We start from the raw sequence: 21,015 nt of genomic DNA, 5'->3' as shown, positions 1-21,015 counted from the left end.
ACCGTCCGCTCGCCGGTCTCCGTCCGCCCGCTGTTCGGGTACTGCCCCACGCTGCCCACCTGGCCGGATCGACAGCGACAACCGGCCCCAGGCGCACCCGGCGTCCGGGAGATCTCCGCTACCGTGCGTCGCGCATCCTCAGGATGTAGGCCGCCGTCAGCGCAACGGTACGGTCCTCGTCATGTGAAAGCTCAGCGAGGGCACGTGACGTGGTGACTCCCGGGATATCCGCGAGGGCCTGGGTCAGCCGTCGACGGGCGGACGCTTCGACGCCGCTGTGCGCGAGGCAGTCCACGAGCCTGGCCGCGATCTGATCCGCCAACGCGGGACGACTGGCCAGCGCGCTCAGTGCGTCGGCCGCATCGACGTCGCTCGTCTCCTCGACGACCATATCGATGAGTGTCGGGATCGCGTCGGCCACTCCACGTGCCCCGAGTGCCAGTGCCGCGTACCTGCGGACCACGATGTCGGGGTTGGCGAGGGCGTTCTGCAGCAGCGCGGTTGCCTCACCGTCCGCAATCTCCGCGATGGACTGGACGGCACGTTTGCGTACCTCGGCCACTGGTGAGCGGAGGCCTTCCGCCAGGAGCGTCAATCCGCCATCGCCCAACTGCGCCAGAGCCCATCGAAGGGCTCCAGCGACGTTCGGGTCACTCTCGCTCAACGCTGCCTCGACCAGAGCCTCCACCGGCACCGGAGCCTCCTCGACTGAGGACAGGGCCGCGCGCTGACGCGTTCCGGCGCTCTTTGACCCCAATGCCTGGAGGAGTGCGATGATCTGCAGGACGTCCTTCCAGCCAGCCGGTTCGGCGGCGCCGATCCGACGCAGTCGCGTGAGCAACTCCGTCTCAGCCGTGATGCGTTCTCGCGTCTGGCGGATGAGGTCGTCGACGAGATCGGACGGCGTGAAGCCGGGGTCATCGAGTGCGCGGCTGACTTCACGCAGCGACAGCCCCAACGACCGCAGGCTCTCGACATGGAAGATTCGCCGGATGTCGTCGCGGGAGTACTTTCGATAGCCACCGTCGGTACGCCCCGTCGGCCGCACCAGGCCGAGCGACTCGTAATGCCTGAGCATCCGGGCGCTGACCCCGGACAGTCGTGCCACATCACCGATCAACACTGCCTATCACTCCTCCTGGACCGCTCCGAGCGCCACGATGCCCTTCGCCTCCTCGATTGTGCCCGCCGACGCTCCAGGGGCCGGCCATACCTCCACCTCCCCCGCGGTGTGGGGATGGTTCCTCCACTCCCAGATCATGGGCACGTGCCCCTGTCGCCGGATCCGACGGCGTTCTAAATTCGTGGCGGTGCAGATGGCTTCGGCGGTAGCGTCCGGCCCGGACACACGAGCTTTCATCAGGCTCGGTCGAGCGATTCGGCTGATCACGAGAGGAGCCTCACGTGGAGGGGTTTGATCCCAGGACGAGCTTCGGATACGAGGTGTCCCAGCAGTACGACGACGTTCCACGCGGTGATGAGGCCGAGACGGTCGAGTTCCTGGCCAAGCTTGCCGGGCGACGGAACGCCCTCGAGTTCGCGGTGGGCACTGGTCGGGTCGCCCTGTCCCTGGTGCGGGCGGGGGTGCGGGTGGACGGTATCGAACTGTCGCAGGACATGGTCGATCGGATGCGCGAGAAACCAGGTGGCGACCAAGTCGCCGTGACCATGGGTGATATGTCCCGCGTCACCACCGGCCGCACCTACGGACTGGTCTACCTGGTCTTCAACACGATCGGCAACCTGCTCACCCAGGACGGTCAGGTCCGCTGCTTCCAGAACGCGGCCGGTCATCTCGCGGACGACGGTGTGTTCGTCCTCGAATGCCGCATCCCCACCGCGTCCGCACGCCCCGGCCATCAGTACCTCGACACCGAGCAGGTCGGCGTCGACCACGTCGACCTCGATGCCGGCAGGTACGACCCGCTCACCCAGGTCCTTGATCTGAATCACATCCGCATCAGCAGCAGCGGTATCAGGCTCGCGCCCATCAGGCTGCGCATGGCGCACCCACCCGAGTTCGACCTGATGGCCCGCATCGCCGGACTCCGACTTCGCGAACGGCTCGGTGGTTGGAACGGCGAGCCGTACACCGCTGCGAGCTGGCGCCACATCAGCGTTTACGAACGGGCGGACGGCCCGACCTGACAGGCGTTCCCCGAGGTACAGCGCCAGCTACCCGAGAACGGCTCCCGAGAACAGCTCATCTCCATGTTGACGGGGGCGACGAACCATGGACTACGGGGCTGAGTGTGTGTGCCGACGGTTGACAGGCGAAGTGAACATGCCTTCCGCCCCGCGAACGGGAGTTCACCTTCCGCCGGGCGGTGGCATCCCCAGGAGGGCTGAGGCGATGGGCCGGGGAGGTGAAGGCGCGCTTCAGCCCAGTGGATGACGAAGGCCTCGTTCGACAACCCAACGCGGGCCATGACGTCGAACGAGGCGATGCGGAACTCCTGACCATCAACGGAGAATCCCACTCCGGGGCGGATTGCCGGGTAGCTCAAAGCAGTTACCCGAGTGGGCGGTTGGGGGAGCTCACTCCGTCTGGCGCGCCGACTCGACCGTCTCAGGGGAAGTACAACGACGCCTTCTCCAGGACATGCCGTGTGAACATGCCGCCGTAGAGGACTCGTCCCTCGTACAAGGTGACCCGGGTGGACCCCGGGGCGATCGCCTCCACCGTGATGGGCCGGCCGATCAGATCCGTCCCGAGCAGCCGGGCGTCCGCGGCAGCCCAGCTCGACGCGGTCGGCTGGACCCTGCCGCTGATCAGGGCCGGCAGTACCATCGCCGCGTTGCGGGCGCCGGACAGGCCGGTACGCAGGTGTTTGGCGTAGGCCATGGCCCATCTGGTGAACTCGTCGAGGGAGCCGGCGTCGACCTCGGGGATGGTTGCCGCGAAGACGAAGAGCTCTGACTTGGTGCCTAACCAACGCGCCTTCCGGTCCGACCTGCTACCGAGCACGACCTGATGGTCGTTCCAGGCGGTTGTGCTCACCTCACACCCGTCGGCCGCCAGCCGCTCCCGGAGCGCTTCCCGGTAGCCGGTGGCCGCATCGGCCGGTGGGACCTCGTTCATCGGTTGCTGATTCATAGGTGGATCCTCCACCACCCGTCCAGGGGTGGGAAAGACCGCTTGTCCGTGAGGAGGTGCTTCTGATGTGGGACCTGGCTCTCGGGCCAGGGCCCGAACGGGTAGGGACGCCCGACAGGGGCCCTACGGGGCGAAGCTCGCCTTCCGTTCGGTCATGGCCCGGCCACCGCGGGGACGATGGGACTGGTTGCTCCTCCGGGTTTGGATACGGCTCAGGTCCCATCGTCCACGGTGCCGTGGTTGTGCTGTCGTTCCCACTGACCTCTCAGGAGAACGGGCCGGGCCGAGGGCCGTCGCTGCCCGTGTCCGTCAGGCGCGTCCGGCCGGTGGGACCGTCTCGGCGGCGGGTACGGGGCCGGGGGCGGTGGCCTCGCCGAAGGGCCGGCCACCGAGCTGCTCGCGGTGGTGAGGCGTCAGCCAGGAGGACAGATCCGGGCCGATGGGCACGATCGCCGTGGGGTTGATGTTGGTGTGGACCTGGTGGTAGTGCCGGGTGATGTGGTCGAAGTCGACGGTGTCGCCGAAGCCCGGCGTCTGGAACAGGTCGCGGGCGTAGGCCCACAGCACCGGGTCCTCGCTGAGCTTGTTGCGGTTGCACTTGAAGTGACCGTGGTACACCGTGTCGAAGCGGACCAGTGTGGTGAAGAAGCGGATGTCGGCCTCGGTGATGGTGTCGCCGACCAGATAGCGGCGGTTCGACAGCCGCTCCGACACCTGGTCCAGGCGCGCGAACAGCCGCTCCACGGTGGTGTCGTAGGTTTCCTGATGGACGGCGAAACCGGCTTTGTACACACCGTTGTTGACGTCTCGGTAGATGGATTCCGCGACGTCGTCGATCTCCTCGCGGTGCGCCTCGGGGTAGAGGTCGGGTGCGCCGTCGCGGTGCAGCGCGGTCCACTCGGTCGCGAAGTCCAGGGTGATGCGTTGGAAGTCATTGGTGACCAGCTTGCCGCTGGGGACATCCACGATGGCCGGCACACTGACCCCGCCGGGGTAGCCCTGCTCGCGGGCGTCGTACGCCTCGCTGAGGAAGGCTATGTCGAGGACGGGATCGACGCCGCCGGGGTCGAGGGTGAACCGCCAGCTTCGCTCATCCTGGATGGGGTCGGTGACGGCCAGCGAGATCGCCTCTTCGAGGCCGAGCAGCCGGCGGGAGATCAGCGCGCGATTCGCCCAGGGGCAGGCGCGGCTGACGACCAGCCGGTAGCGGTCGGCCGCCACGGGCCAGCCGTCCCGGCCATCCGCTGTGATTCGATCCGCGAAGTGGCTCGCGGACCGCTTGAACTCGTCCTTGCCGCCCTTGCCCTCGTTGTCGTTGTTGTCCTGGCCGGTGGTGCCCATCACGCCCTCTTTCCCGATGAACGCGGCTCCGCACCCGGGCGGAGCTCCTCACACTGAGCTGGTATCCCTACCCCTGCCCGAATAGCCGGACGGTAGAGGGATGCCACTGCCAGAGAACCATATAGTTCATCATTCAACAAAACATCCCTGGGTGGTATCGCCACGCAGGGGCTCGGCCCGCCGACGGTGGAGGGTCGCCGCAAGCCCGCCCGGAGGCGGCAAGCCCTGCGAGGGGTGGACCTCCGCAGTTGAACCGTACGTGCATGGCACTGCCCTCCGTGCCCGAATCCAGGCTCCCAGGGTGGTGGCGGAAGTGCCACACCGTTTGGTTCGGAGCCTGGAGCGGAAGTGGCAACTTCGATTCCGCTGGGTGCTCATCGCGCTCGGGTGATCTGGTTGTTTCTGTCTGTAGTGCGTCGGTGCGTCGGTGCGTCGGTGGAGTCGGTGGAGTCGGTGGAGTCGGTGGGATGCCATGTGGGCACGGGAGTGTGCTCGGCCCGGGGGAGTGGCATCGGTCAGCTCCTTCTGGGGCCGCCATCCTGACGCCTCAGTGCGGACTGGGGTGTGCGGTCGTCGGCGGTAGCTCGATTCTGGCGGTCGGAATAGGCCATTCCTCGCCCATGTTGTTCGTTGCGCAACGAATGAAACGACTCGCGGAGAGATCCCTCATGGCTTTTGAACTCGGCATCTACCATTTCGGTGAGCTGACGCCCGACCCGATCACCCAGCAGCCTCCCGCCCCGGGTGTGCGGCTGCGGGAGCTGGTGGAGCAGGCGAAGGCGGCCGACGAAGCAGGGCTGGACGTCTTCGCGGTCGGTGAGCATCACCGCACGGACTTCGCGGTGTCCACCCCCGCGGTGCTCCTGGCCGCGATGGCTGAGAACACCCGCTCGATCGCCTTGTCCAGTGCGGTGACCGTGCTCAGTTCCGACGACCCGGTACGAGTGTTCCAGCAGTTCGCCACCCTTGACCTGCTCTCCGGCGGCCGGGCGGAGATCATTGCCGGTCGCGGCTCGTACATTGAGTCCTTCCCGGTCTTCGGCTACGACCTGAACGACTACGCGGAACTGTTCGCGCAGAAGCTGGATCTCCTCCTCAAACTGCGAGAGGAGAACCCGATCTCCTGGCAGGGCTCGCTGCGGCCGGCCCTGGTGAACGGCGACATCACCCCGAGGCCCGACCGTGAGCTTCCGGTGTGGGTCGCGGTCGGCGGTACGCCGGCCTCCGTGGTCCGTGCCGGGCGGCTGGGGCTTCCGCTGTCACTGGCGATCATCGGCGGCAGTTACCGTCAGTTCGCGCCCTTCGTCGAGCTGTATCGACAGGCGGCTGCCGAGGCCGGGCACGACCCGGCGTCGCTCAAGGTGTCGATCAACTCGCCGGGCTTCGTCGCGCCGACCCGTCAAGAGGCCATTGAGGTTTCGCACCCCTACTTCCAGGCCGGCTGGATGGCCAACCACCACCAGCGCGGCCAGGGGGTTCCCATGCCGAGGATCGCTTACGAGGCCCAGGCCACGGCGGCGGGCGCCTTCTTCCTCGGCAGCCCCCAGGAGGTCATCGACAAGATCATGGCGCAGTACGAGCTCTTCCGCCACGACCGGATGATGATCCAGCTCGGCTTCGGCAACGTGCCCCAGCGCGAAGCGCTCAAGGCCATCGAACTACTCGGCGCCGAGGTGGCGCCGGTGGTCCGCAAGGAGATCGACTCACTGCGCCTCTCCGGGGCGGAGGTGTCCGCGTGACCTCCGCACTCTCCGCCGAGCCGCTACGTGTCGTGGCCGTGGTGGGCAGCGTCCGCGCCCCGTCCAAGACGACGGCGCTGGTGGAGCTCGTGCTCCAAACGCTGGCCGCGCGTACTGCGACCGAGACCCGGCTCATCGAGCTGCACACGCTGGGCCCGGCGTTCACCGGCGCGGCCGAGCGCGAGCAGGCCGGCGCCGATGTCGAGGACGCGCTGCGCGCTGTCGAGGGCGCCGATCTGGTGATCGCGGCGACCCCGGTATTCCGGGGTTCGTACACCGGGCTGTTCAAGCACTTCTTCGACCTGGTCGATCAGTATGGACTGGCCGCGAAGCCCGTTCTGCTGGCCGCGACGGGCGGCAGTGATCGACATGCCCTGGTGATCGAGCACGCCATGCGCCCGCTGTTCGGGTTCCTCCAGGCGTGGACAGCCCCGGCGGGGATCTATCTCAGCTCCGGCGACTTCGACGGCACCACCATTCTCAATCCGGAGGTGTACGAGCGGGTCGAGATGGCCGTCGCGGACGTGGTGCCGGTGGCCCGGGCTCTGGCCAACATCAGGTCGCACAACGCTGTCCCGGTCTGACCCCACCGCGGTTGACCAGCCCCCGCAACCCCCATATAGTTCGTTGTGCAACGAAATATATGGGGGTTTTCAGTGGCCCGAGCCGTGCGAGGGCAGCCCACTCTTGAGGCGACCGGAAGGGCGCTTGGCGCACTCGGTCGTCACCAGTGAGGAAAAGGACCATGCCCGATACATTGCCCAGCTCTGTTCGTGCCGAGGAGGCTCACGCCGCCGCTGTGGCACCCCGTCCCAACGACGATCCCGCGCGCCGGGTGGCAGCCGCCGTGCGGTCGCTGGTGCTGCCGGTGGTCGTCGCGGTGGCGGTCGGCGCCATTTTCATCAGCGTCTACCTCTCCGCCTTCCACGCCCCGGTTGCCCGCGACCTACCCGTGGCCGTCGTGGGCAGCGCCGCCCAGGCCGCGGGGGTCCAGGACCGCCTTCCCGAGCGGCCGTCCGACACCTTCAGCGTCCGGGCCGTGGAGGACGCGCAGGCGGCGCGCTCGGCCGTGCAGCACGGCGAGGTGTTCGCGGCGTACATCCCTGAGGGCGGCGCTGTGACGCTGCTCTACGCGGGGGCGCACGGGCCGTCCGTCACCGCATTGCTGTTGGACGAGTTGGGCGAGGTGGCACATGAGGGCGGCCAGAGCGTGGAGGCGGTCGACATCCTTCCGGCGTCACCGCAGGACACGCGCGGGCTCGCGGTCTTCTACACGACCTTCGGGCTGGTGCTGGCCGGGTATCTGTTCGGAATCATGACGTATCAGCTCGCCCCGGGGGTGTCGATGGCGCGGCGACTGGTCGGGCTGGCTGCGTTCGGCGTCGCGGGTGGCTTGGCGGTGGCGTCGGTGGTCTCCGCGTTCGGTGCTCTTCCGGCACCCTTCTTCGGGGTCGCGGGTCTGGTGGCGCTTGTTGCGCTGGCGGTGAGCGCGTCGACCATGTTCCTGGTGAGAGCGTTGGGGGTGATGGGGTCGAGCGCGGCCGCCGTGGTCTTTATGACCGTCGGCAACGCGACCAGCGGCGGTAGTCTCCCCGCCGAGTTCCTACCGTCCTGGCTGGAACCCTTCTCCTCCGTACTGCCTGTCGGTGTCGGGGTTCGGGCGGTCAACGGTCTTGCCTACTTCCACGGTGAGGGTGTTCTCAGCGGTGTCACCGTCCTGACCGCCTGGATCGCCGCGGGTGTGGGCGGATTGCTTCTCCTGGAACGCGCCCGCGGCCGGGCCCGTCGCTCAACGCTCGTCCAGGGGGCAGGCGGCAAGCGGCCGTGAGGTGATGAGGACGAAGAGGACCCCCGGCCACTGGCGGCCGGGGGTCCTCTCGTGTGATGCACCTTGTGGGTGGGGCGGCCGTCGCGGGGTCCAGGGGCTCGACGCGTTCTCCTTCCCTGTGCTCGAAGCGGGAAGTGAGGATGCGGCCGGGGACCTTGGCGAGGTCCGGCACCGGCTCAGCTGGCTGTTGCCCTGGATGGGCTGGCCGGGGCGGAACCAAGGCGGAAACAGGTCTTCGGCGGAGGGCTCCTGGCCGTGTTCCAGCGGGTCTTGGACGCATGCCTTGACGGCGGGCACCTGGTTCACTTGGGCTTCCAGGGCCTCCACCGGCAGATTCGCGACCTGTGGAAACAGAGTGACCCGCTCGGCCCGTGCCGCCCAGATGCGACGGCCGGGTGCCGGTGTCGAGAAACGCAGGTCGAGAAACGCAGGTCGAGAGGGATGGTCCGGGATGCCCATGAGGCCCATCCCCAAGCGGTCGGCAAGGATGGTCGAGCGAACAAGATCGCTGTGCCCCTCGGCCGCAGGCGTCGGAGACACACCGAAACACACCGCACCGCACATGGTGTCCGAAGCCACTGAAGCCCTCCATGAGCAGATGGCCGCCGTGGTGGGCCGCGAAGAAGACGCTCGTCGGTGTGGTGTGGTGTGGTCGGTCAGCAGGTGTCAGCGGTCTCGCTGAATCCGACCGTTTGCCAGATCTCGCTCAGCGCGGTCAGTTGCTCTTCGCTGAGCTTGTCGAGGAACTCGCGCCGGAGGCCGGTGAGATGGACCTTGCGGGCGCGGCGGTATGCCTTCTTGCCGGTTTCCGTGAGCACGGCGTCAAAGCCGCGGGCGTCGGAGGAGCACTTCCGCCGCTCGACGAAACCCTGTCGTTCGAGGTCGTCCACGATGCGGGTGAGTCCGCTGCGGCTGATCAGGAGGGATGCGGCGATGTCCTTCATCCGCAGATGGCCCCCAGGCGATTCCGCGAGTGTGAGGAGCACCTCGAAAGATGACATGGGGAGGCGTTCGGCGGCGACCAGCTCGGTGTCGAGGGTGCGTAGCAGCTTGAGATGGGTGGAGAGGAGCCCGAGCCAGGCTGCCCGCTCGGTGCGGTTCAGCGGGCGCGAAGGGAAATTCTCCCTGGGCAGTTCCTGGCGCGTTCCGTCACTGTGCGGGACCCCGGTCTCATGCACCTCGTTCACTGTGTTCAGGCTCATGACATCTCCAGAAAGTTTGTTTCACAACGAATTATATCTGATCCGTTCGGGTGTGGGGCGGGCCCGGCAGAGGGGTCTCTGTCGGGCCTGTTCCCGTTGTGTTGCGGGTGGAGGTTACTCGCCGGACGGGATGATGAGCTTTTCGAAGCCGGAGACCATGCCGTATTCGAGGCGGAGGGCTTCGAGGACGGAGTAGGCGTGGTACTTGGTCATGACGTCGGCTCCGGCGAGGCGCTGGGCCCAGGTCTGGCCGTTGTCGGTGACCTTTTCCAGGGTCTTCTTGGTGACGTAGTTGGTCATCTCGTTGAAGTAGTTCTCCCACAGCACCCAGGCGTTGGAGAAGCCGATCTTCTCGATGTACTCGAACTCCTGTCCGTGGTCGAGGGCTTCCTTGGAGAACTCGACGATGTCGTTGGTGTAGTCGCGGGAGGCCTTGGCGTCCTCGGGGGTGCCGTAGCGGTTGACGTGGCCGGAGACGACGCCCTTGAAGTCGTATTGGAGGATCCAGTCGTGGGCCTCGGCCCAGCCGCGGATGTTCTCGGAGGCGTCGCAGTGCTTGAACGCGGACCATCCGGGACTGATGATGTCGATCGCCGCGAGGGCCTTCTGCTGGGGCGCGTAGATGAAGATGTTGCCCGGGGTGTGGTTCACACCGTGGTAGTCCAGGTTGAAGCGGACACCGTTGACATCCAGGGTGTCGCTCTCGGTGATGGTGTCGGTGGGGAGGGGCAGTCCACGCTCACCACCGAGGTCGGGCCAGCGCTGGATCATCTCGCGGGTGTAGTCGTGCGCGATGACCTTGAGGTCCTTGTTGCCGGCGAAGATCCCTGCGGCGCCGATGTGGTCGGAGTGCCAGTGGCTGTAGATGAGATGGGTGACGGGTTCGTCGGTGACTTCCGCGATGGCGCGGTTGAGGTTCTCACCGAGCAGGGGAGGCGCGTCGACCACGACGACACCGTTGCCCGTGGTGACGAACATGGTGTCGTAGGCGCCTGAGGTGACGTAGTAGGCGCCGTCGTTGATCTCCTCGACGTGGTAGCCCTTCGCCAGCCGGTCAGGCAGGAAGAGCGCACCGTAGCCGTCCGCCGGGATGGGACGGTAGTCGGCAAGTGTGTTCAGCGGCATACCGGCCGCGCCGAGTTGATGCCGGTCGGTGGGGGTACCGGGCTTGGGCTGGTCATTCATCATGCGATCTCCTTGACGCCAGTGACGCTCGTGATTGTGCTGCTGGTGTGTTGTGTGCTGTGTGCTGTGTTGTTTTCGCGGGGTGGGAGTGGATCGCCGCGCAGGTGGTGCGAGTGCTTCCGGGCCTTTCTCCCGGCCCACCGCGGCCGTGACGGCGAGGGCCGACGCACCGGGGCTGTGTGGCCTCCGCGGGGGAGCCGAACCCTCGACCACCGCGGTGATCAACTCTCCAAACCGGACGCACTCCAGGTGACGGGCGAAGGCCCACCAGGCGTGGGCTGTGGCCCAGCCACGTGCGCACAGTCCCTATATAGTTCGTTCTGCAACGAAATATAAGCATCTTCTGGAGTGAGGGTCAACCGGTACGTCCGGGAGGTGCGACCCCCCGGGGCGGGCTGGGTCGCGCGACACTCAAGGGCCTGTATGATTCGTTGCAGAACGAACTATATGCAGGTTTCACCAGCTCCTCGACGAGCGATCCGGCCCGGCATCACGGGCTGGCTCTCATCGTTGGCTGCCTGATCACCGTCTCGGGGCCACACACCCGGAAGTAGCCCGGGAATCCCCCCTCGCAGAAGCCATCGGCAAAGGAATCCCTCACGATGAACACACCACCGACGCCCGACCTGTACGAGGATCACCTCGTCCTTGCGGCCGAAGCGCGACGTCTGCTGTTCACCGGCGCGCGTACCGCGAACTCATTCACCGACGAGCCCGTCCCCGACGAAACCCTCCGGGCCATCTGGGAACTGGCCAAGTGGCCGCCGACCTCGGCCAACACCAACCCGATGCGGGTGCTCTTCCTGCGCACCGGGCACGCGCAGGAGCGGCTGATCCCGCATCTCGCGGAGGGTAACCGTGCCAAGAGCACCTCAGCGCCCGTCATAGCGGTGCTCGCCTACGACACTCAGTACAGCGAGCACATCCCGCGCCTGTTGCCCTTCATGCCCGAGTTGAAGGAGGCCCTCGAAGCGGACCCGGTGGGACACCAGGAGCACGCACGGTTCAACTCCGCCCTGCAAGCCGGTTACTTCCTGCTCTCGGTTCGGGCCGCTGGTCTGGCGGCCGGTCCGCTCGGCGGATTCGACTCGGAAGGCGTGGACAAGGAGTTCTTCCCCGACGGCCGTCTGAGGTCGTTCCTGGTGGTCAACATCGGTAAGCCCGGTGACAACCCCTGGTTCGAGCGGCTGCCCCGCCTCGACTACGAGGAAGCCGTCAGCTGCCTGTGAGCCCGCACGGGCCGCCGCCGCGATGCACACTTTCCGGGGCCCGCGCGGCGGCGGCCCCTCTCGCACCCCTCCGTACTTCCTGGCGTGCGTGTCCGGAGCTGGCCATGGTCACCCCAGCGCTCCAACGGAGGCCGCCGCCGAGATTCACGACTCGTAACAGACCGGGTCCGCTTCTCCGCCCTGCTCGTCTGTCGTCCGGCTGGCTCGGCAGAACCGCGCCCGCGAAGTGAGTACCGCGGATCTACCGGGGCCTGGCTGCCACCGGGCCGCGGCCGGTTCACCGGCGGCCGGACCGTCGCCTGCGACCCTCACTGGTCCACACAGCGCGACACCACGGAGCGCGGCGACCAGCAGATCAAGACCTGGCGCTATGGATCTTGTGGCCAGGGGGACGCTCTGCCCCACGCGGATGGGAAGGTGTAGAGGTTCGTACCCCTCAACGGAAATGAGCCTTCAGCATGGCTGTCATCCACCACACCGACCTCAAGCCGACCAAGCTGGAACTGCTCGCCAACTGGCTGCCTTCCCGTCCGTGGTACCGCGGTGAGACGGGCGTACCGGAGTTGGCCAAGGCGGGCGGCTTCCGGTTGGACGACCCGCAAGGCGAGGTGGGGATCGAGTTCATCGTGGTAACCGACACCTCCGGCCCTGACCAGACCGCCTATCTGGTGCCGCTCACCTATCGAGGTGCCCCACTGGAAGGAGCGGAGAACGCCCTCGTCGGCACCATGGAGCACGGGGTGCTGGGGCCGCGTTGGGCCTATGACGGTTGCCACGACCCGGTGTTGCCGACTCAGTTGCTCGCTCTGATCGAGGGCCGGGCCCTGGCCCAGGACCAGAACATCAGTGACAGGCCCGATCGCGAGATCATCTGCCACCACACCGGCGAAGGCCCCAACTCCATGGACTTCACCACCCCTGTCGTTGACAACCGAGAGAGCACCGAACTGTCCGCACCACTTGGCCGTACCCTCCGCGTGCAACGGGTCCTGAGGCCCGTCCAAGGCGGCCCGCCGCTTCTCGCACCGGAAGCGACCGGCGGCGTCACAGGATCTTGGATCATGCCTGACGGCAGTCGCGCCCGTGGGCTGTTCGCCGTGTTGCACACCAGCTCCCCGACATAGGGTTGTCCCGCGATTCGCTACATCCGCCCGCGACCCGATAGCCGCGGTCCCCGGCCCCTCGGCCGCCACACACCGCTGACACGTCTGTAGTTGCTTCTGTAGTTGCTGACCGCGCGGAAGAGTCGTGCGACACCGTCGCTCCGTCGGTGCTGCACGTGTCAGGTCGCCGCACTCCTCGATGTGGGTGGACGTGTCACCACCCCACGCGTGCCCCCGTGCTCGGCAGTAGAGGCCCGACGAGCGAGGGCGACCTTGATGATGTGCGCGTGGACACCGGGTGGCCGCGGCACCTGTTGGCCGGCTTACGTGTGGATATGGACTGCCGAGGGTCTGGTCAGGCGAGGCGGACTGCTGCATTCCTTCTTGACGCCTCTGACGTCGGAGCGGTAGGCCATAGGCCAGCACGTTTGGTATAGACCAAAGATGGTCACGTAGGCCGTACGGGCCGTCCCGTTTGCGAGGAGACAGCACATGCGAAGACGAACAGCGTCGTCGGTCCTCACCCTTGCGACTGTCCTCGGGGCCCTCGCCCTGTTGTTCGCGCCGCCGGCGACCGCGCGGTCGCCGATACCGGCCGTTGCCGAGTTCCGGCAGGCGACCTCGTGGGAGGGCGGCTACCAGGGCGCCTTCACGATCACCAATGTGGGTAGCCACACACTCACCAGTTGGACCGTCTCACTGACCCTGCCCGCGGACACCGTCATCACCACCCAGTGGGACTCCGTAGGCACCCGGAACGGCAACTGGTACTCCTTCAGCAACCAGAGCTACAACGGCACCATCGCGCCCGGTGCGTCAGTGACCTTCGGTTGGGTGGCACAGGGCGCCTCCCTGCCCCGCAACTGCACCCTCAACCAGGGCATCTGCAACCTGCCTGGCGATACCACCGCACCGACCGTTCCGCAGGGCGTGCGCATTGTCGAGTTCACGGGCACCTCGCTCCTGCTGGCCTGGTCCGCTTCGGCGGACGACCGGGACACCACTCTGACGTACGAGATCACTCGGGACGGCCTGCCCGCCGGCAGCACCTTCGGGGTTACCTCGCAGCTGGTGACGGGGCTCCAGCCGGCGACCGCCCACGTCTTCCGGGTCCGGGCCAAGGACGCGGCAGGGAACACCTCCGCGTACAGCGCCCCACTGGTGCTTCCCCTCCCGGGATAGCGGGGTCGCTCCGAACGGCCCCGGCTCTCAGCGCTGTCGGGTGGTCGGAGCGGGCCGCGCAGCACCGGGCCGCTGGAGTTGTGGGTCGCCTCACCCCACCTGCGGGGTGAGGGCAGATCAGCCGTGACGGCGGTGACCGAAGGGAGGGGTGAGGTTCCCATCGGTCACCGCCGTACCCACCGAACCCAGCACGATCTCCGGGTAGATGTCCCACACAGTGGACCAGAGCAGCCGACCGCTCCCGAGCGGCCGGGAATCATCGACTCCCACAAACATCCCTTGACACCCGTCTGGTACTTAGGCTTACCTAAATTCATCCCTGCCGAGTCTTCGGACGATGCTCCTGTCCACGGCTTGAGCGGGGTGTCCGCCACCCTGTTGACGCCACTGTACGGTCGCGCGCACGCCACCGATCTACTGCCCGGCACTGCCTTTCGCGACCCGATCGCCGCTCGTCTCCTGGCTCAAACTGGCTATCGGCCCCCGGAAGTCCTCACTGACCGGGGCAACGCTGTTGGGTCGGTCCACCGGGCGATCGCCCTTGACGCCATCACCACAGCGTTCGCCGCCCGTTGTCCCCAAGGGGTCGTCCTGTCCGCGGGCATCGGCCTCGACACCCGTGCCCAGCGCCTTCGCGAGCACACTCCGGCATCCCTCACCTGGCTCGGCGCGGATCTGCCCGAAGTGATCCAGCTGCGGCGCGCACTGCTGCCCGAGGACCCCGTCACGCTGTTTGCCGCGTCCGTCACCGAACCCGGCTGGTATGACGCTCTCACCACGGAGACCTCCGATCGGCCCGTACTCGTCATCGCCGAAGGGCTGCTGATGTACTTCGAACCGGACGGGCTGCGCTTCTTCCTCGACTCCTGTCGGACGGCCTTTGGGCCCGGCGCCGAGCTCGCAGGCGACTACTTCCACCCCCGCCTCGCCCTCAGTGACCGTCACCCCATCGTCAGGGCGACCGGTGCGCGCTTCCGCTCCGGCGCCGCCAACGGCCACCGCCTCGCCGCGACCGCACCCGGCTGGCACCTGGTCGCCGAACACCCGGTGATGGAACGCATCAGTCCCCTCCACCGGGCCGCGGCAGGCATCTTCCGCCTGATCACCCTGGGCTCCCGCCCCTATGCCGTCGCCCACCTCAAGGCAGGCGCCCTCGTCTGAACCCCATCCGCCCGTGCCACTTCGATCCAGCGGTACGAGGTGACATGGTGAGGCGCGGGGGAGTAGCGGCACTAGCGGCCAAGCGAGTACCGAGCCCATCGGCGCGGACGCCACGCAAACGCATCAGCCCGCTGCTCGAACGTCGTCGAGTGGGTCGTCAGCCGGCTGCGCCGCAAGCCCGACACCACCGGCAGTCAGCCGACGGGCTCGTGGCCAGCGCCAACACAGGCGCGGGAGCCCAGTTGACCTGCCCACACCGGGGATTGTCTGAGTCATCGTCAGCTGAGGGGCCTGGCGAGTTCACCTCCTCATCGGCCCAGCAGGCCTGTGGGCGCGCACGGATCGAAGTGCTGTATTGGCGAGTGTGCTGGGTGGGTCCAGCCGTCTCCCCACACAACGTCCAGTACCTGCCGGCAGGCGTGGAGCTATCGCCGTGACTGCTGACCGGGGCGGTCGAGTTGAGGATCGAAAAGGTGGCCGGCGGCACCCGCTGCCACCACACCGGATGCGATCAGCAGCCCATCAGCGATGCCCATCCCCACACCGAACAGCACGACGGCGACGCTGAGCAGCAGCCAAGCTGACCTACGCCGGTACTCCCGGGGCCGGCGGGGCTGTCCGCGTTCCATCGCCCGGGCGAACCGCGGATCATCGTTCCTCATCCGATGGGCGAGGTCATGGAGAGGGTCGTTCCCACTCCTGGCCATGGCGCCTCCTCCCTGTGCTCGGGCGGCCTGGGCCTGGGAACCGCGCCACGAAGCAGGCCGCCCATCGATGCCTTGTCCAGCTGTGCTCCGAGCGGCTCTGGTCGTGCTCCCAGCCTGTCTGGACACATGGCATCCGGTGCGACATCTCCGCGGAACAGCTTCGTGGGGTGACGCCGGTGCCGACTGGGCCGCTGGTCCCTACCATCTGCCAGGTCGACGACGGACACCATCCGTGGTGGCACCCATTTCCGTCAGGGCGAGCATGTAGGCCGCAGGGCGTGCGGGGTCGGGCCTGGGCGATGCGCCCCAGTGGGCGAGATAGCGTGGGCCGACACGCCGGCCAGGCCGCCCACTGGAGGGTAGGGCAGGGGGCGGCGGAGCCGTTGCCCCTGGTAGGAGCGATAGTGGAGACATCGACAGGGAAAGGAGGGCGCATCACTGTGACCTTGTTCTGGCGGATCTTCCTACTGAATGCCGCGGTGCTCACCGTGGCCGCCGCCCTCTTGCTTCTGGGACCCGTAACCGTGTCCACACCGGTCGTACTCGCCGAAGCGCTGATTCTGAGCGCTGGTCTGGCCGTCATGCTGATTGCCAACGCCGCACTGCTGCGACTTGGGCTCTCCCCGCTCCAGCGTCTCGCCCGGACCATGGCCACGCTCGACCTACTGCGGCCGGGTCCCCGGCCGGCTGCTGTCGGGCATGGGGAGATCGCCGACCTGATCACGACCTTCAACAGCATGCTCGACCGTCTGGAGGCCGAACGGGCCACCAGCAACGCCCGAGCCCTGTCCGCGCAGGAAGCGGAACGCCGACGCATCGCTCAGGAACTGCATGATGAAGTGGGGCAGACCCTCACCGCTGTTCTCCTCGAACTGAAGAGAGTCGCGGACCAGGCCCCGGCAGCCGTACGGACCGAACTGCGCCAGGTCCAGGAGACGACCCGGAGCAGTCTCGATGAGATTCGTCGGATTGCGCGCAGGCTCCGGCCCGGTGTCCTCGATGAGTTGGGTCTGGTCAGCGCACTCAGATCCCTCATCAATGAGCTGCCGACCCATGGAGGGCTCACTGCCCGCCGCCAACTCCAGACGGACTTGCCTGACTTGGGGAAGGACGTCGAGCTGGTGCTCTACCGAGTCGCCCAGGAGAGCCTCACCAATACGATCCGCCACGCTCGCGCCACCCGCGTTGAGCTCTCACTCCGCCGTGTCTCCACCGGAGTGGAACTGCGGATCCGCGACGATGGGCAGGGGCTTCAGGGTGCTCCGGAAGGCGCGGGCATCCGCGGTATGCGAGAGCGCGCCCTGCTCATCGGGGCCGAGTTGCACCTTGACCCCGGGCCCGGGGGCGGTACGGATGTGCGCCTTGTGACCCCCTTCGGGAACACCGAGGAAGCCGAGAACACCCGAAACGGAAGCGACTGACCATGCCCGGGAAGGCCAAGACCCGCATTCTTCTCGCCGATGACCACGCACTCGTACGCCGCGGAGTGCGGCTCATCCTGGACAGCGAACCCGATCTGACCGTTGTCGCCGAGGCCAGCGATGGTGCCGAGGCCATCGGCATGGCGTGTGAGGAACGCCCGGACCTGGCAATTCTTGACATTGCCATGCCACGCCTGACCGGGCTCCAAACGGCGCGCGAGCTCTCCCGCCTCCAGCCGGACCTGCGCATCCTCATTCTGACCATGTACGACAACGAGCAGTACCTCTTTGAAGCGCTCAAAGCGGGCGCCGTCGGCTATGTGTTGAAGTCCGTCGCCGACCGCGATCTCGTCGAAGCCTGCCGTGCCGCCATGCGCGATGAGCCGTTCCTGTATCCCGGAGCCATCAACACGCTCATCCGCAGCTATCTCAACCACGCCCGGGAAGGCGGGACACTCCCGGCCAAGGCCATCACCGACCGTGAGGAGGAGATCCTCAAACTCGTCGCGGAAGGGCATACCTCCAAGGAGATCGCCAGCATCCTCGTCATCAGTGTGAAGACGGTGGAACGGCACCGGGCCAATTTGCTGCAGAAGCTTGGGCTCAAGGACCGGCTGGAGCTCACCCGCTACGCCATCCGCGTCGGTCTGATCGAGCCTTAGCATCCCACCGCGCCTCGCTGAAGGACGTCGGTGGATGACCGGGACCCGTGCTGCGTCAGCACCACCGATGTCAGTCAGAAGGTCGAGACCGTCACGGTTGCCATCGCGCCGAACACTGTTTCAGACACCCGGGAGTTCACGCTCCGCACACCACAGTGCACTCGGATTTCCTTCCCTATAGTGAAGTTAGTGCTGTTTGCCTTGGTTTGCCCTGCGCTAGAATCCCGATCGAAGCAACATGCTCCATACAGCGGATGTCTGTTCATCCCCGAGTTGGGGCCTACCGCTGGGGATGCCGGACCGTCGGGGGAGGACACGGCATGGATCGAGACACGTCTGCCCTGTGCCTGTCCATGACCGGAATCGTCCGCGTTGCCTTCCCGGTTTCGCCAACGCCTTGGGCCGTGCGCGTCGAGACACCTGCTCGCGACAGCGTGCCGGATACCGACGAAGTCGACTGCCACTCCTCGTCACCCGCCCGGCTGGCCTTCCTTTCCGTCTGAGGCTGATCGCCTCGTTCTCACCGCATGAGCCGTTGGCACGCTGTCAGCAGACTCCCCCGTCGATGGCCGCGACCAGCAGGAACCCAGTGAACTGCCGCTAGCCCACGCACGGACCAGCCCGATGCGCCAGCAGGTGATGTCCGCATGTCCACGTCCGCGCCCCTGGAGTACGCCATGGAGCCCGCCATCCCCCTCCGTACCACTGAGCCGTCCGGAGCAGGCGCCTACCACGACAGGCGGCGTTCTCCGGCGTACCACGACTCCGAGGCCCGCGACTCCAACGACTCTGCCGTACTCGTGCTACCCGGGTTCAACGTCTTGGCCAAGCAATGGGCGCCCTACCCGATCGCCCCACCCCCAACACCTTGTGATCTACCTGCTCACTCAGGCCACCTCGATGCCGCCGAGAACTCGCCGTACGTCGATGGCACGCTCGGCTCCACTCAAGCTCGCACCCGTACCGAGGCGTCGACCGTGACAGCACCGGACGGCCAGCCGTCCCCTTGCCTCGTGCCGTACTCCGTTTCGCCGGTGCCGACACCCCTGAGCGTGGTCGGTGCTGGAAAGGCGTTGACGCCATGACCGAACCGATTACCAGAGGATAGACATCTGTGCACAACACCACTGCCTTGCTCATTGAACTCGGGGCGATCATTCTCGCCCTCGGCCTGCTCGGACGGCTCGCTGGACGGGTGGGCTTCTCTCCCATCCCCCTCTATCTGCTGGCCGGGCTCGCGTTCGGTCAGTCCGACCGCGTTCCCCGATGATGCTCGGTCCGAACCCCTCGTGCGGACGTCGCACCTTCTCAACTCAGTCACCCGTGCCATTTCACACCTGCGTCAGAAGGCACACTTACGGAGCGGGCGCTGTTGATGCGGTAGGTGTGAGAAGGAGATCTTCGTACGCGTGGTGTGCACGGGTGGTGGTGCGGTGGCGCAACAGGGCGGCCGCGCGGTCGTGTTCCCCCGCGTCGACCAGAGCACGGGCGAGAGTGTCCTGAATGATCTCTCGTTCGACTCGCACCCCACCGATCCGCTCCGCCTTCTCGCCCAGGCCGTTCAACAGGTCCACGGCCGCGCGGGGGCGGCCGGCGGTGACCTCCGCCAGCGCCTGGATCACGGGGGCCAGAACGTCGCGGTAGTCGGGGCGTACGTCGGTGGCGGCCCGTCGGGCCAAGGTGTGCAGGTCGTCGGTGGCGGCCTCCACGGCCAGAGCCAGGGCGAGACTGAAGGTGTGGAAGACCTCCGCCATCCCACCTGGCGCGGCGAGGAGTTCCCGAACCTGCTCCGGATCACTACGACCTGCCGGTGCCTGGCCGACAAGCAGCAGACGCCAGTTCGTCGCGGCCCGCATGCCGACATCGGTACGCGCCAGCGCCCTGTCCGCCCGCCGGCGCGCGTCCGGGAAGTCACCACAGGCGATCGACTGGAGCGCCGCGTGCCAGCTCAAGTGCCGCGACTGCACCGCCTGCGGGTCCCCCGCCAGCCACTGGTCCAGGAAGTCGGTGGAGGCGGGTCCGGCCCCCAACTCGTGTTCGGCGTGCGCGAGGGCATGCGCTGCCACCCCCGAGCGGGGATACAGCGCTAGCGCCCGCTCGGCCAGCGCGTGCGCTTCCCGCACCTCGCCCTGCTCCGCTCTGGTCGACGCCAACCAGCCAACCCACGGCCAACTGTCCGGGCCGGCCAGTGCGCATTGACGCTCCACCAGGGCGTCGCCACGCGCACGGTAGGCGTCGTCGCCGCACGAGGAGAAGGCTCCCAGCATGAGCCCCGCCGTCTCATCGGCGGGCCAGCGGGCGAAGTGCCCCACCAGGTGGTCGGCGGTCAGCCGGTACTGCCGGTGGGTGTGGAGGAAGACCCCGTACACCAGACTCGCCTGCCACTCCCCGACACCCCGCGCGTCCCGGTGGGCGATCGCCAACTGCTCCTTGAGCGTGGTGTCGTCCAGGTGATCACCGGTCGCCAACATCAGTAGCGCCCGCGCCACACCGCAGCCCGGGTCCGAGGCCACCCACTCCCGCAGCAGGGGCAGTGCCCGGCCGCTCAGGGCCAGCAGTTCAGCCACCGCGGGCTCCTCCAGCGAGGTGCCCTGCGCTGCCCCGCTCAGCGTCGGCTGCCCGGTCACCTGCCGCTCACCGGGCCGTTCACACGCTCGACCCGAACAGGGCAGTGCAGACGATGCCGCTGTTGCCGCATTGGTTGCGCGGCAGGCTCAACGGCAGACCGGCCTGGTTGCCACTCGCGACCCCGCTCCCGGCCACTGTGGCACCCGCGGCCCGGGCACTGCCCTGGTTGACACAGGTGTTGCCGAACGCCGCGTTTCCGATCCCGATGACGCTCGCATGAGCTGCGCCCGCCGGAAGCAGGGCCGCCCCGGCCACCGCACCCAGCACGGCGGCCCGCACACCCGCACGCCCCGCACCACCGCCCGCACCCCGCGTCTCCACGCCCATCGCCATCCTCCTCCGTCACCAGGGACCGTGTCTCGGTGCCCGTGCCGACCGTGCCCGGCTCGACGAACCTGAGCCGCACTCCTCTCAACGAGGGAACCAGGCTGCCGACACGCGATCACTGGCCGGCCTCACCGAGAGAGGCTGAGCCGGCCAGTAGTTCCCGCCGCTGAGCAGTAGGTGCTGGAGCCGCCGGTCCGACAGTC

Annotated in this window: 22 protein-coding genes and 1 pseudogene; 13 read left to right on the top strand and 10 right to left on the bottom strand. The window is 67.3% G+C overall.

Features of this window, described 5'->3' with window-relative positions:
- Positions 1-118 precede the first annotated feature (118 nt).
- Positions 119-1,123: a MerR family transcriptional regulator gene (locus NBG84_RS19800; RefSeq protein WP_250920855.1), complete on the bottom strand. Its 1,005-nt coding sequence runs from the start codon at positions 1,121-1,123 to the stop codon at positions 119-121.
- A 281-nt stretch (positions 1,124-1,404) separates the two neighbouring features.
- Here NBG84_RS19800 and NBG84_RS19795 point away from each other — a divergent pair, with 281 nt between their 5' ends.
- On the top strand, positions 1,405-2,148 hold the full coding sequence (locus tag NBG84_RS19795) for a class I SAM-dependent DNA methyltransferase (RefSeq protein ID WP_250920854.1): 744 nt from the start codon (positions 1,405-1,407) through the stop codon (positions 2,146-2,148).
- Positions 2,149-2,569: 421 nt separating this feature from the next.
- Here the strand turns inward: NBG84_RS19795 and NBG84_RS19790 are convergent, their stop codons facing one another.
- The 3 genes from NBG84_RS19790 to NBG84_RS19780 form a co-directional block, all read right to left on the bottom strand.
- Entirely contained in the window at positions 2,570-3,097 is a 528-nt protein-coding gene (locus tag NBG84_RS19790; RefSeq protein WP_250920853.1) for a hypothetical protein, read from the bottom strand.
- A 309-nt stretch (positions 3,098-3,406) separates the two neighbouring features.
- A complete protein-coding gene (locus tag NBG84_RS19785; RefSeq protein ID WP_250920852.1) occupies positions 3,407-4,438 on the bottom strand; it encodes a glutathione S-transferase family protein in 1,032 nt (343 codons plus the stop codon).
- A 374-nt stretch (positions 4,439-4,812) separates the two neighbouring features.
- Entirely contained in the window at positions 4,813-4,950 is a 138-nt protein-coding gene (locus tag NBG84_RS19780; RefSeq protein WP_250920851.1) for a hypothetical protein, read from the bottom strand.
- Between the two features lie 156 nt (positions 4,951-5,106).
- Here NBG84_RS19780 and NBG84_RS19775 point away from each other — a divergent pair, with 156 nt between their 5' ends.
- The 3 genes from NBG84_RS19775 to NBG84_RS19765 all read left to right on the top strand — a co-directional run bounded on the left by NBG84_RS19775 (position 5,107) and on the right by NBG84_RS19765 (position 8,005).
- Entirely contained in the window at positions 5,107-6,177 is a 1,071-nt protein-coding gene (locus NBG84_RS19775) for an LLM class flavin-dependent oxidoreductase (protein WP_250920850.1), read from the top strand.
- The gene (msuE, locus tag NBG84_RS19770) at positions 6,174-6,761 is read left to right on the top strand and encodes an FMN reductase (protein ID WP_250920849.1); all 588 of its coding nucleotides are present in this window, start codon (positions 6,174-6,176) and stop codon (positions 6,759-6,761) included. The genes NBG84_RS19775 and msuE overlap by 4 nt, the downstream gene beginning before the upstream one ends.
- A 161-nt stretch (positions 6,762-6,922) precedes the next feature.
- Positions 6,923-8,005 carry an ABC transporter permease gene (locus NBG84_RS19765; protein ID WP_250920848.1) on the top strand — a complete coding sequence of 361 codons (1,083 nt, stop codon included), beginning with the start codon at positions 6,923-6,925 and terminating at the stop codon, positions 8,003-8,005.
- A gap of 656 nt (positions 8,006-8,661) precedes the next feature.
- Here the strand turns inward: NBG84_RS19765 and NBG84_RS19760 are convergent.
- Positions 8,662-9,207 (bottom strand): MarR family winged helix-turn-helix transcriptional regulator, encoded by a 546-nt coding sequence (locus NBG84_RS19760; RefSeq protein WP_250920847.1) that lies wholly within the window; start codon positions 9,205-9,207, stop codon positions 8,662-8,664.
- Positions 9,208-9,321: 114 nt separating this feature from the next.
- Entirely contained in the window at positions 9,322-10,395 is a 1,074-nt protein-coding gene (locus NBG84_RS19755) for an MBL fold metallo-hydrolase (protein ID WP_250920846.1), read from the bottom strand.
- Positions 10,396-10,994: 599 nt separating this feature from the next.
- Here NBG84_RS19755 and NBG84_RS19750 point away from each other — a divergent pair.
- The 3 genes from NBG84_RS19750 to NBG84_RS19740 all read left to right on the top strand — a co-directional run bounded on the left by NBG84_RS19750 (position 10,995) and on the right by NBG84_RS19740 (position 13,906).
- Complete coding sequence (locus NBG84_RS19750; RefSeq protein ID WP_250920845.1) at positions 10,995-11,621, top strand: malonic semialdehyde reductase; 627 nt, start codon at positions 10,995-10,997, stop codon at positions 11,619-11,621.
- 458 nt (positions 11,622-12,079) lie between these two features.
- The gene (locus tag NBG84_RS19745) at positions 12,080-12,745 is read left to right on the top strand and encodes a maltokinase N-terminal cap-like domain-containing protein (RefSeq protein ID WP_250920844.1); all 666 of its coding nucleotides are present in this window, start codon (positions 12,080-12,082) and stop codon (positions 12,743-12,745) included.
- A gap of 471 nt (positions 12,746-13,216) precedes the next feature.
- Positions 13,217-13,906 carry a cellulose binding domain-containing protein gene (locus tag NBG84_RS19740; protein ID WP_250920843.1) on the top strand — a complete coding sequence of 230 codons (690 nt, stop codon included), beginning with the start codon at positions 13,217-13,219 and terminating at the stop codon, positions 13,904-13,906.
- 117 nt (positions 13,907-14,023) lie between these two features.
- Here the strand turns inward: NBG84_RS19740 and NBG84_RS19735 are convergent, their stop codons facing one another.
- On the bottom strand, positions 14,024-14,176 hold the full coding sequence (locus tag NBG84_RS19735) for a hypothetical protein (protein WP_250920842.1): 153 nt from the start codon (positions 14,174-14,176) through the stop codon (positions 14,024-14,026).
- Between the two features lie 93 nt (positions 14,177-14,269).
- Here NBG84_RS19735 and NBG84_RS19730 point away from each other — a divergent pair, with 93 nt between their 5' ends.
- Entirely contained in the window at positions 14,270-15,067 is a 798-nt protein-coding gene (locus NBG84_RS19730) for a class I SAM-dependent methyltransferase (protein ID WP_250921091.1), read from the top strand.
- A 425-nt stretch (positions 15,068-15,492) separates the two neighbouring features.
- Here the strand turns inward: NBG84_RS19730 and NBG84_RS19725 are convergent, their stop codons facing one another.
- On the bottom strand, positions 15,493-15,774 hold the full coding sequence (locus NBG84_RS19725; RefSeq protein WP_250920841.1) for a DUF3040 domain-containing protein: 282 nt from the start codon (positions 15,772-15,774) through the stop codon (positions 15,493-15,495).
- Positions 15,775-16,214: 440 nt separating this feature from the next.
- Between NBG84_RS19725 and NBG84_RS19720 the strand changes: the two genes are divergently transcribed.
- From NBG84_RS19720 to NBG84_RS19700, 5 genes and pseudogenes are all read left to right on the top strand, one after another.
- The gene (locus tag NBG84_RS19720; RefSeq protein ID WP_250920840.1) at positions 16,215-17,195 is read left to right on the top strand and encodes a sensor histidine kinase; all 981 of its coding nucleotides are present in this window, start codon (positions 16,215-16,217) and stop codon (positions 17,193-17,195) included.
- A 2-nt stretch (positions 17,196-17,197) separates the two neighbouring features.
- Complete coding sequence (locus NBG84_RS19715; protein WP_250920839.1) at positions 17,198-17,857, top strand: response regulator; 660 nt, start codon at positions 17,198-17,200, stop codon at positions 17,855-17,857.
- Between the two features lie 320 nt (positions 17,858-18,177).
- Positions 18,178-18,360, top strand: coding sequence for a hypothetical protein (locus NBG84_RS19710; protein ID WP_250920838.1), 183 nt, complete (start codon positions 18,178-18,180; stop codon positions 18,358-18,360).
- A gap of 144 nt (positions 18,361-18,504) precedes the next feature.
- Complete coding sequence (locus NBG84_RS19705) at positions 18,505-18,942, top strand: hypothetical protein (protein WP_250920837.1); 438 nt, start codon at positions 18,505-18,507, stop codon at positions 18,940-18,942.
- A gap of 29 nt (positions 18,943-18,971) precedes the next feature.
- Positions 18,972-19,121, top strand: a pseudogene (locus NBG84_RS19700) (cation:proton antiporter); the annotation flags it as partial.
- 91 nt (positions 19,122-19,212) lie between these two features.
- On the opposite strand, the gene NBG84_RS19695 reads toward NBG84_RS19700, so the two are convergent.
- A complete protein-coding gene (locus NBG84_RS19695) occupies positions 19,213-20,484 on the bottom strand; it encodes a tetratricopeptide repeat protein (RefSeq protein ID WP_250920836.1) in 1,272 nt (423 codons plus the stop codon).
- 19 nt (positions 20,485-20,503) lie between these two features.
- Positions 20,504-20,812 (bottom strand): chaplin family protein, encoded by a 309-nt coding sequence (locus NBG84_RS19690; RefSeq protein WP_250920835.1) that lies wholly within the window; start codon positions 20,810-20,812, stop codon positions 20,504-20,506.
- Positions 20,813-21,015: the final 203 nt, after the last annotated feature.

Source organism: Streptomyces albipurpureus (assembly GCF_023701525.1).
Taxonomy (GTDB): Bacteria; Actinomycetota; Actinomycetes; order Streptomycetales; family Streptomycetaceae; genus Streptomyces; species Streptomyces albipurpureus.
This window is presented reverse-complemented; position numbering and strand designations above follow the sequence as displayed.

Excerpts from the sequence above, each read along its gene's own strand:
- NBG84_RS19790 (WP_250920853.1), bottom strand. The coding sequence starts at position 3,097 with ATGAATCAGCAACCGATGAACGAGGTCCCACCGGCCGATGCGGCCACC.
- NBG84_RS19785 (WP_250920852.1), bottom strand. The coding sequence starts at position 4,438 with ATGGGCACCACCGGCCAGGACAACAACGACAACGAGGGCAAGGGCGGC.
- NBG84_RS19780 (WP_250920851.1), bottom strand. The coding sequence starts at position 4,950 with ATGCCACTCCCCCGGGCCGAGCACACTCCCGTGCCCACATGGCATCCC.
- NBG84_RS19775 (WP_250920850.1), top strand. The coding sequence starts at position 5,107 with ATGGCTTTTGAACTCGGCATCTACCATTTCGGTGAGCTGACGCCCGAC.
- NBG84_RS19765 (WP_250920848.1), top strand. The coding sequence starts at position 6,923 with ATGCCCGATACATTGCCCAGCTCTGTTCGTGCCGAGGAGGCTCACGCC.
- NBG84_RS19760 (WP_250920847.1), bottom strand. The coding sequence starts at position 9,207 with ATGAGCCTGAACACAGTGAACGAGGTGCATGAGACCGGGGTCCCGCAC.
- NBG84_RS19755 (WP_250920846.1), bottom strand. The coding sequence starts at position 10,395 with ATGATGAATGACCAGCCCAAGCCCGGTACCCCCACCGACCGGCATCAA.
- NBG84_RS19750 (WP_250920845.1), top strand. The coding sequence starts at position 10,995 with ATGAACACACCACCGACGCCCGACCTGTACGAGGATCACCTCGTCCTT.
- NBG84_RS19745 (WP_250920844.1), top strand. The coding sequence starts at position 12,080 with ATGGCTGTCATCCACCACACCGACCTCAAGCCGACCAAGCTGGAACTG.
- NBG84_RS19740 (WP_250920843.1), top strand. The coding sequence starts at position 13,217 with ATGCGAAGACGAACAGCGTCGTCGGTCCTCACCCTTGCGACTGTCCTC.
- NBG84_RS19725 (WP_250920841.1), bottom strand. The coding sequence starts at position 15,774 with ATGGCCAGGAGTGGGAACGACCCTCTCCATGACCTCGCCCATCGGATG.
- NBG84_RS19715 (WP_250920839.1), top strand. The coding sequence starts at position 17,198 with ATGCCCGGGAAGGCCAAGACCCGCATTCTTCTCGCCGATGACCACGCA.
- NBG84_RS19710 (WP_250920838.1), top strand. The coding sequence starts at position 18,178 with ATGGATCGAGACACGTCTGCCCTGTGCCTGTCCATGACCGGAATCGTC.
- NBG84_RS19705 (WP_250920837.1), top strand. The coding sequence starts at position 18,505 with ATGTCCACGTCCGCGCCCCTGGAGTACGCCATGGAGCCCGCCATCCCC.
- NBG84_RS19690 (WP_250920835.1), bottom strand. The coding sequence starts at position 20,812 with ATGGGCGTGGAGACGCGGGGTGCGGGCGGTGGTGCGGGGCGTGCGGGT.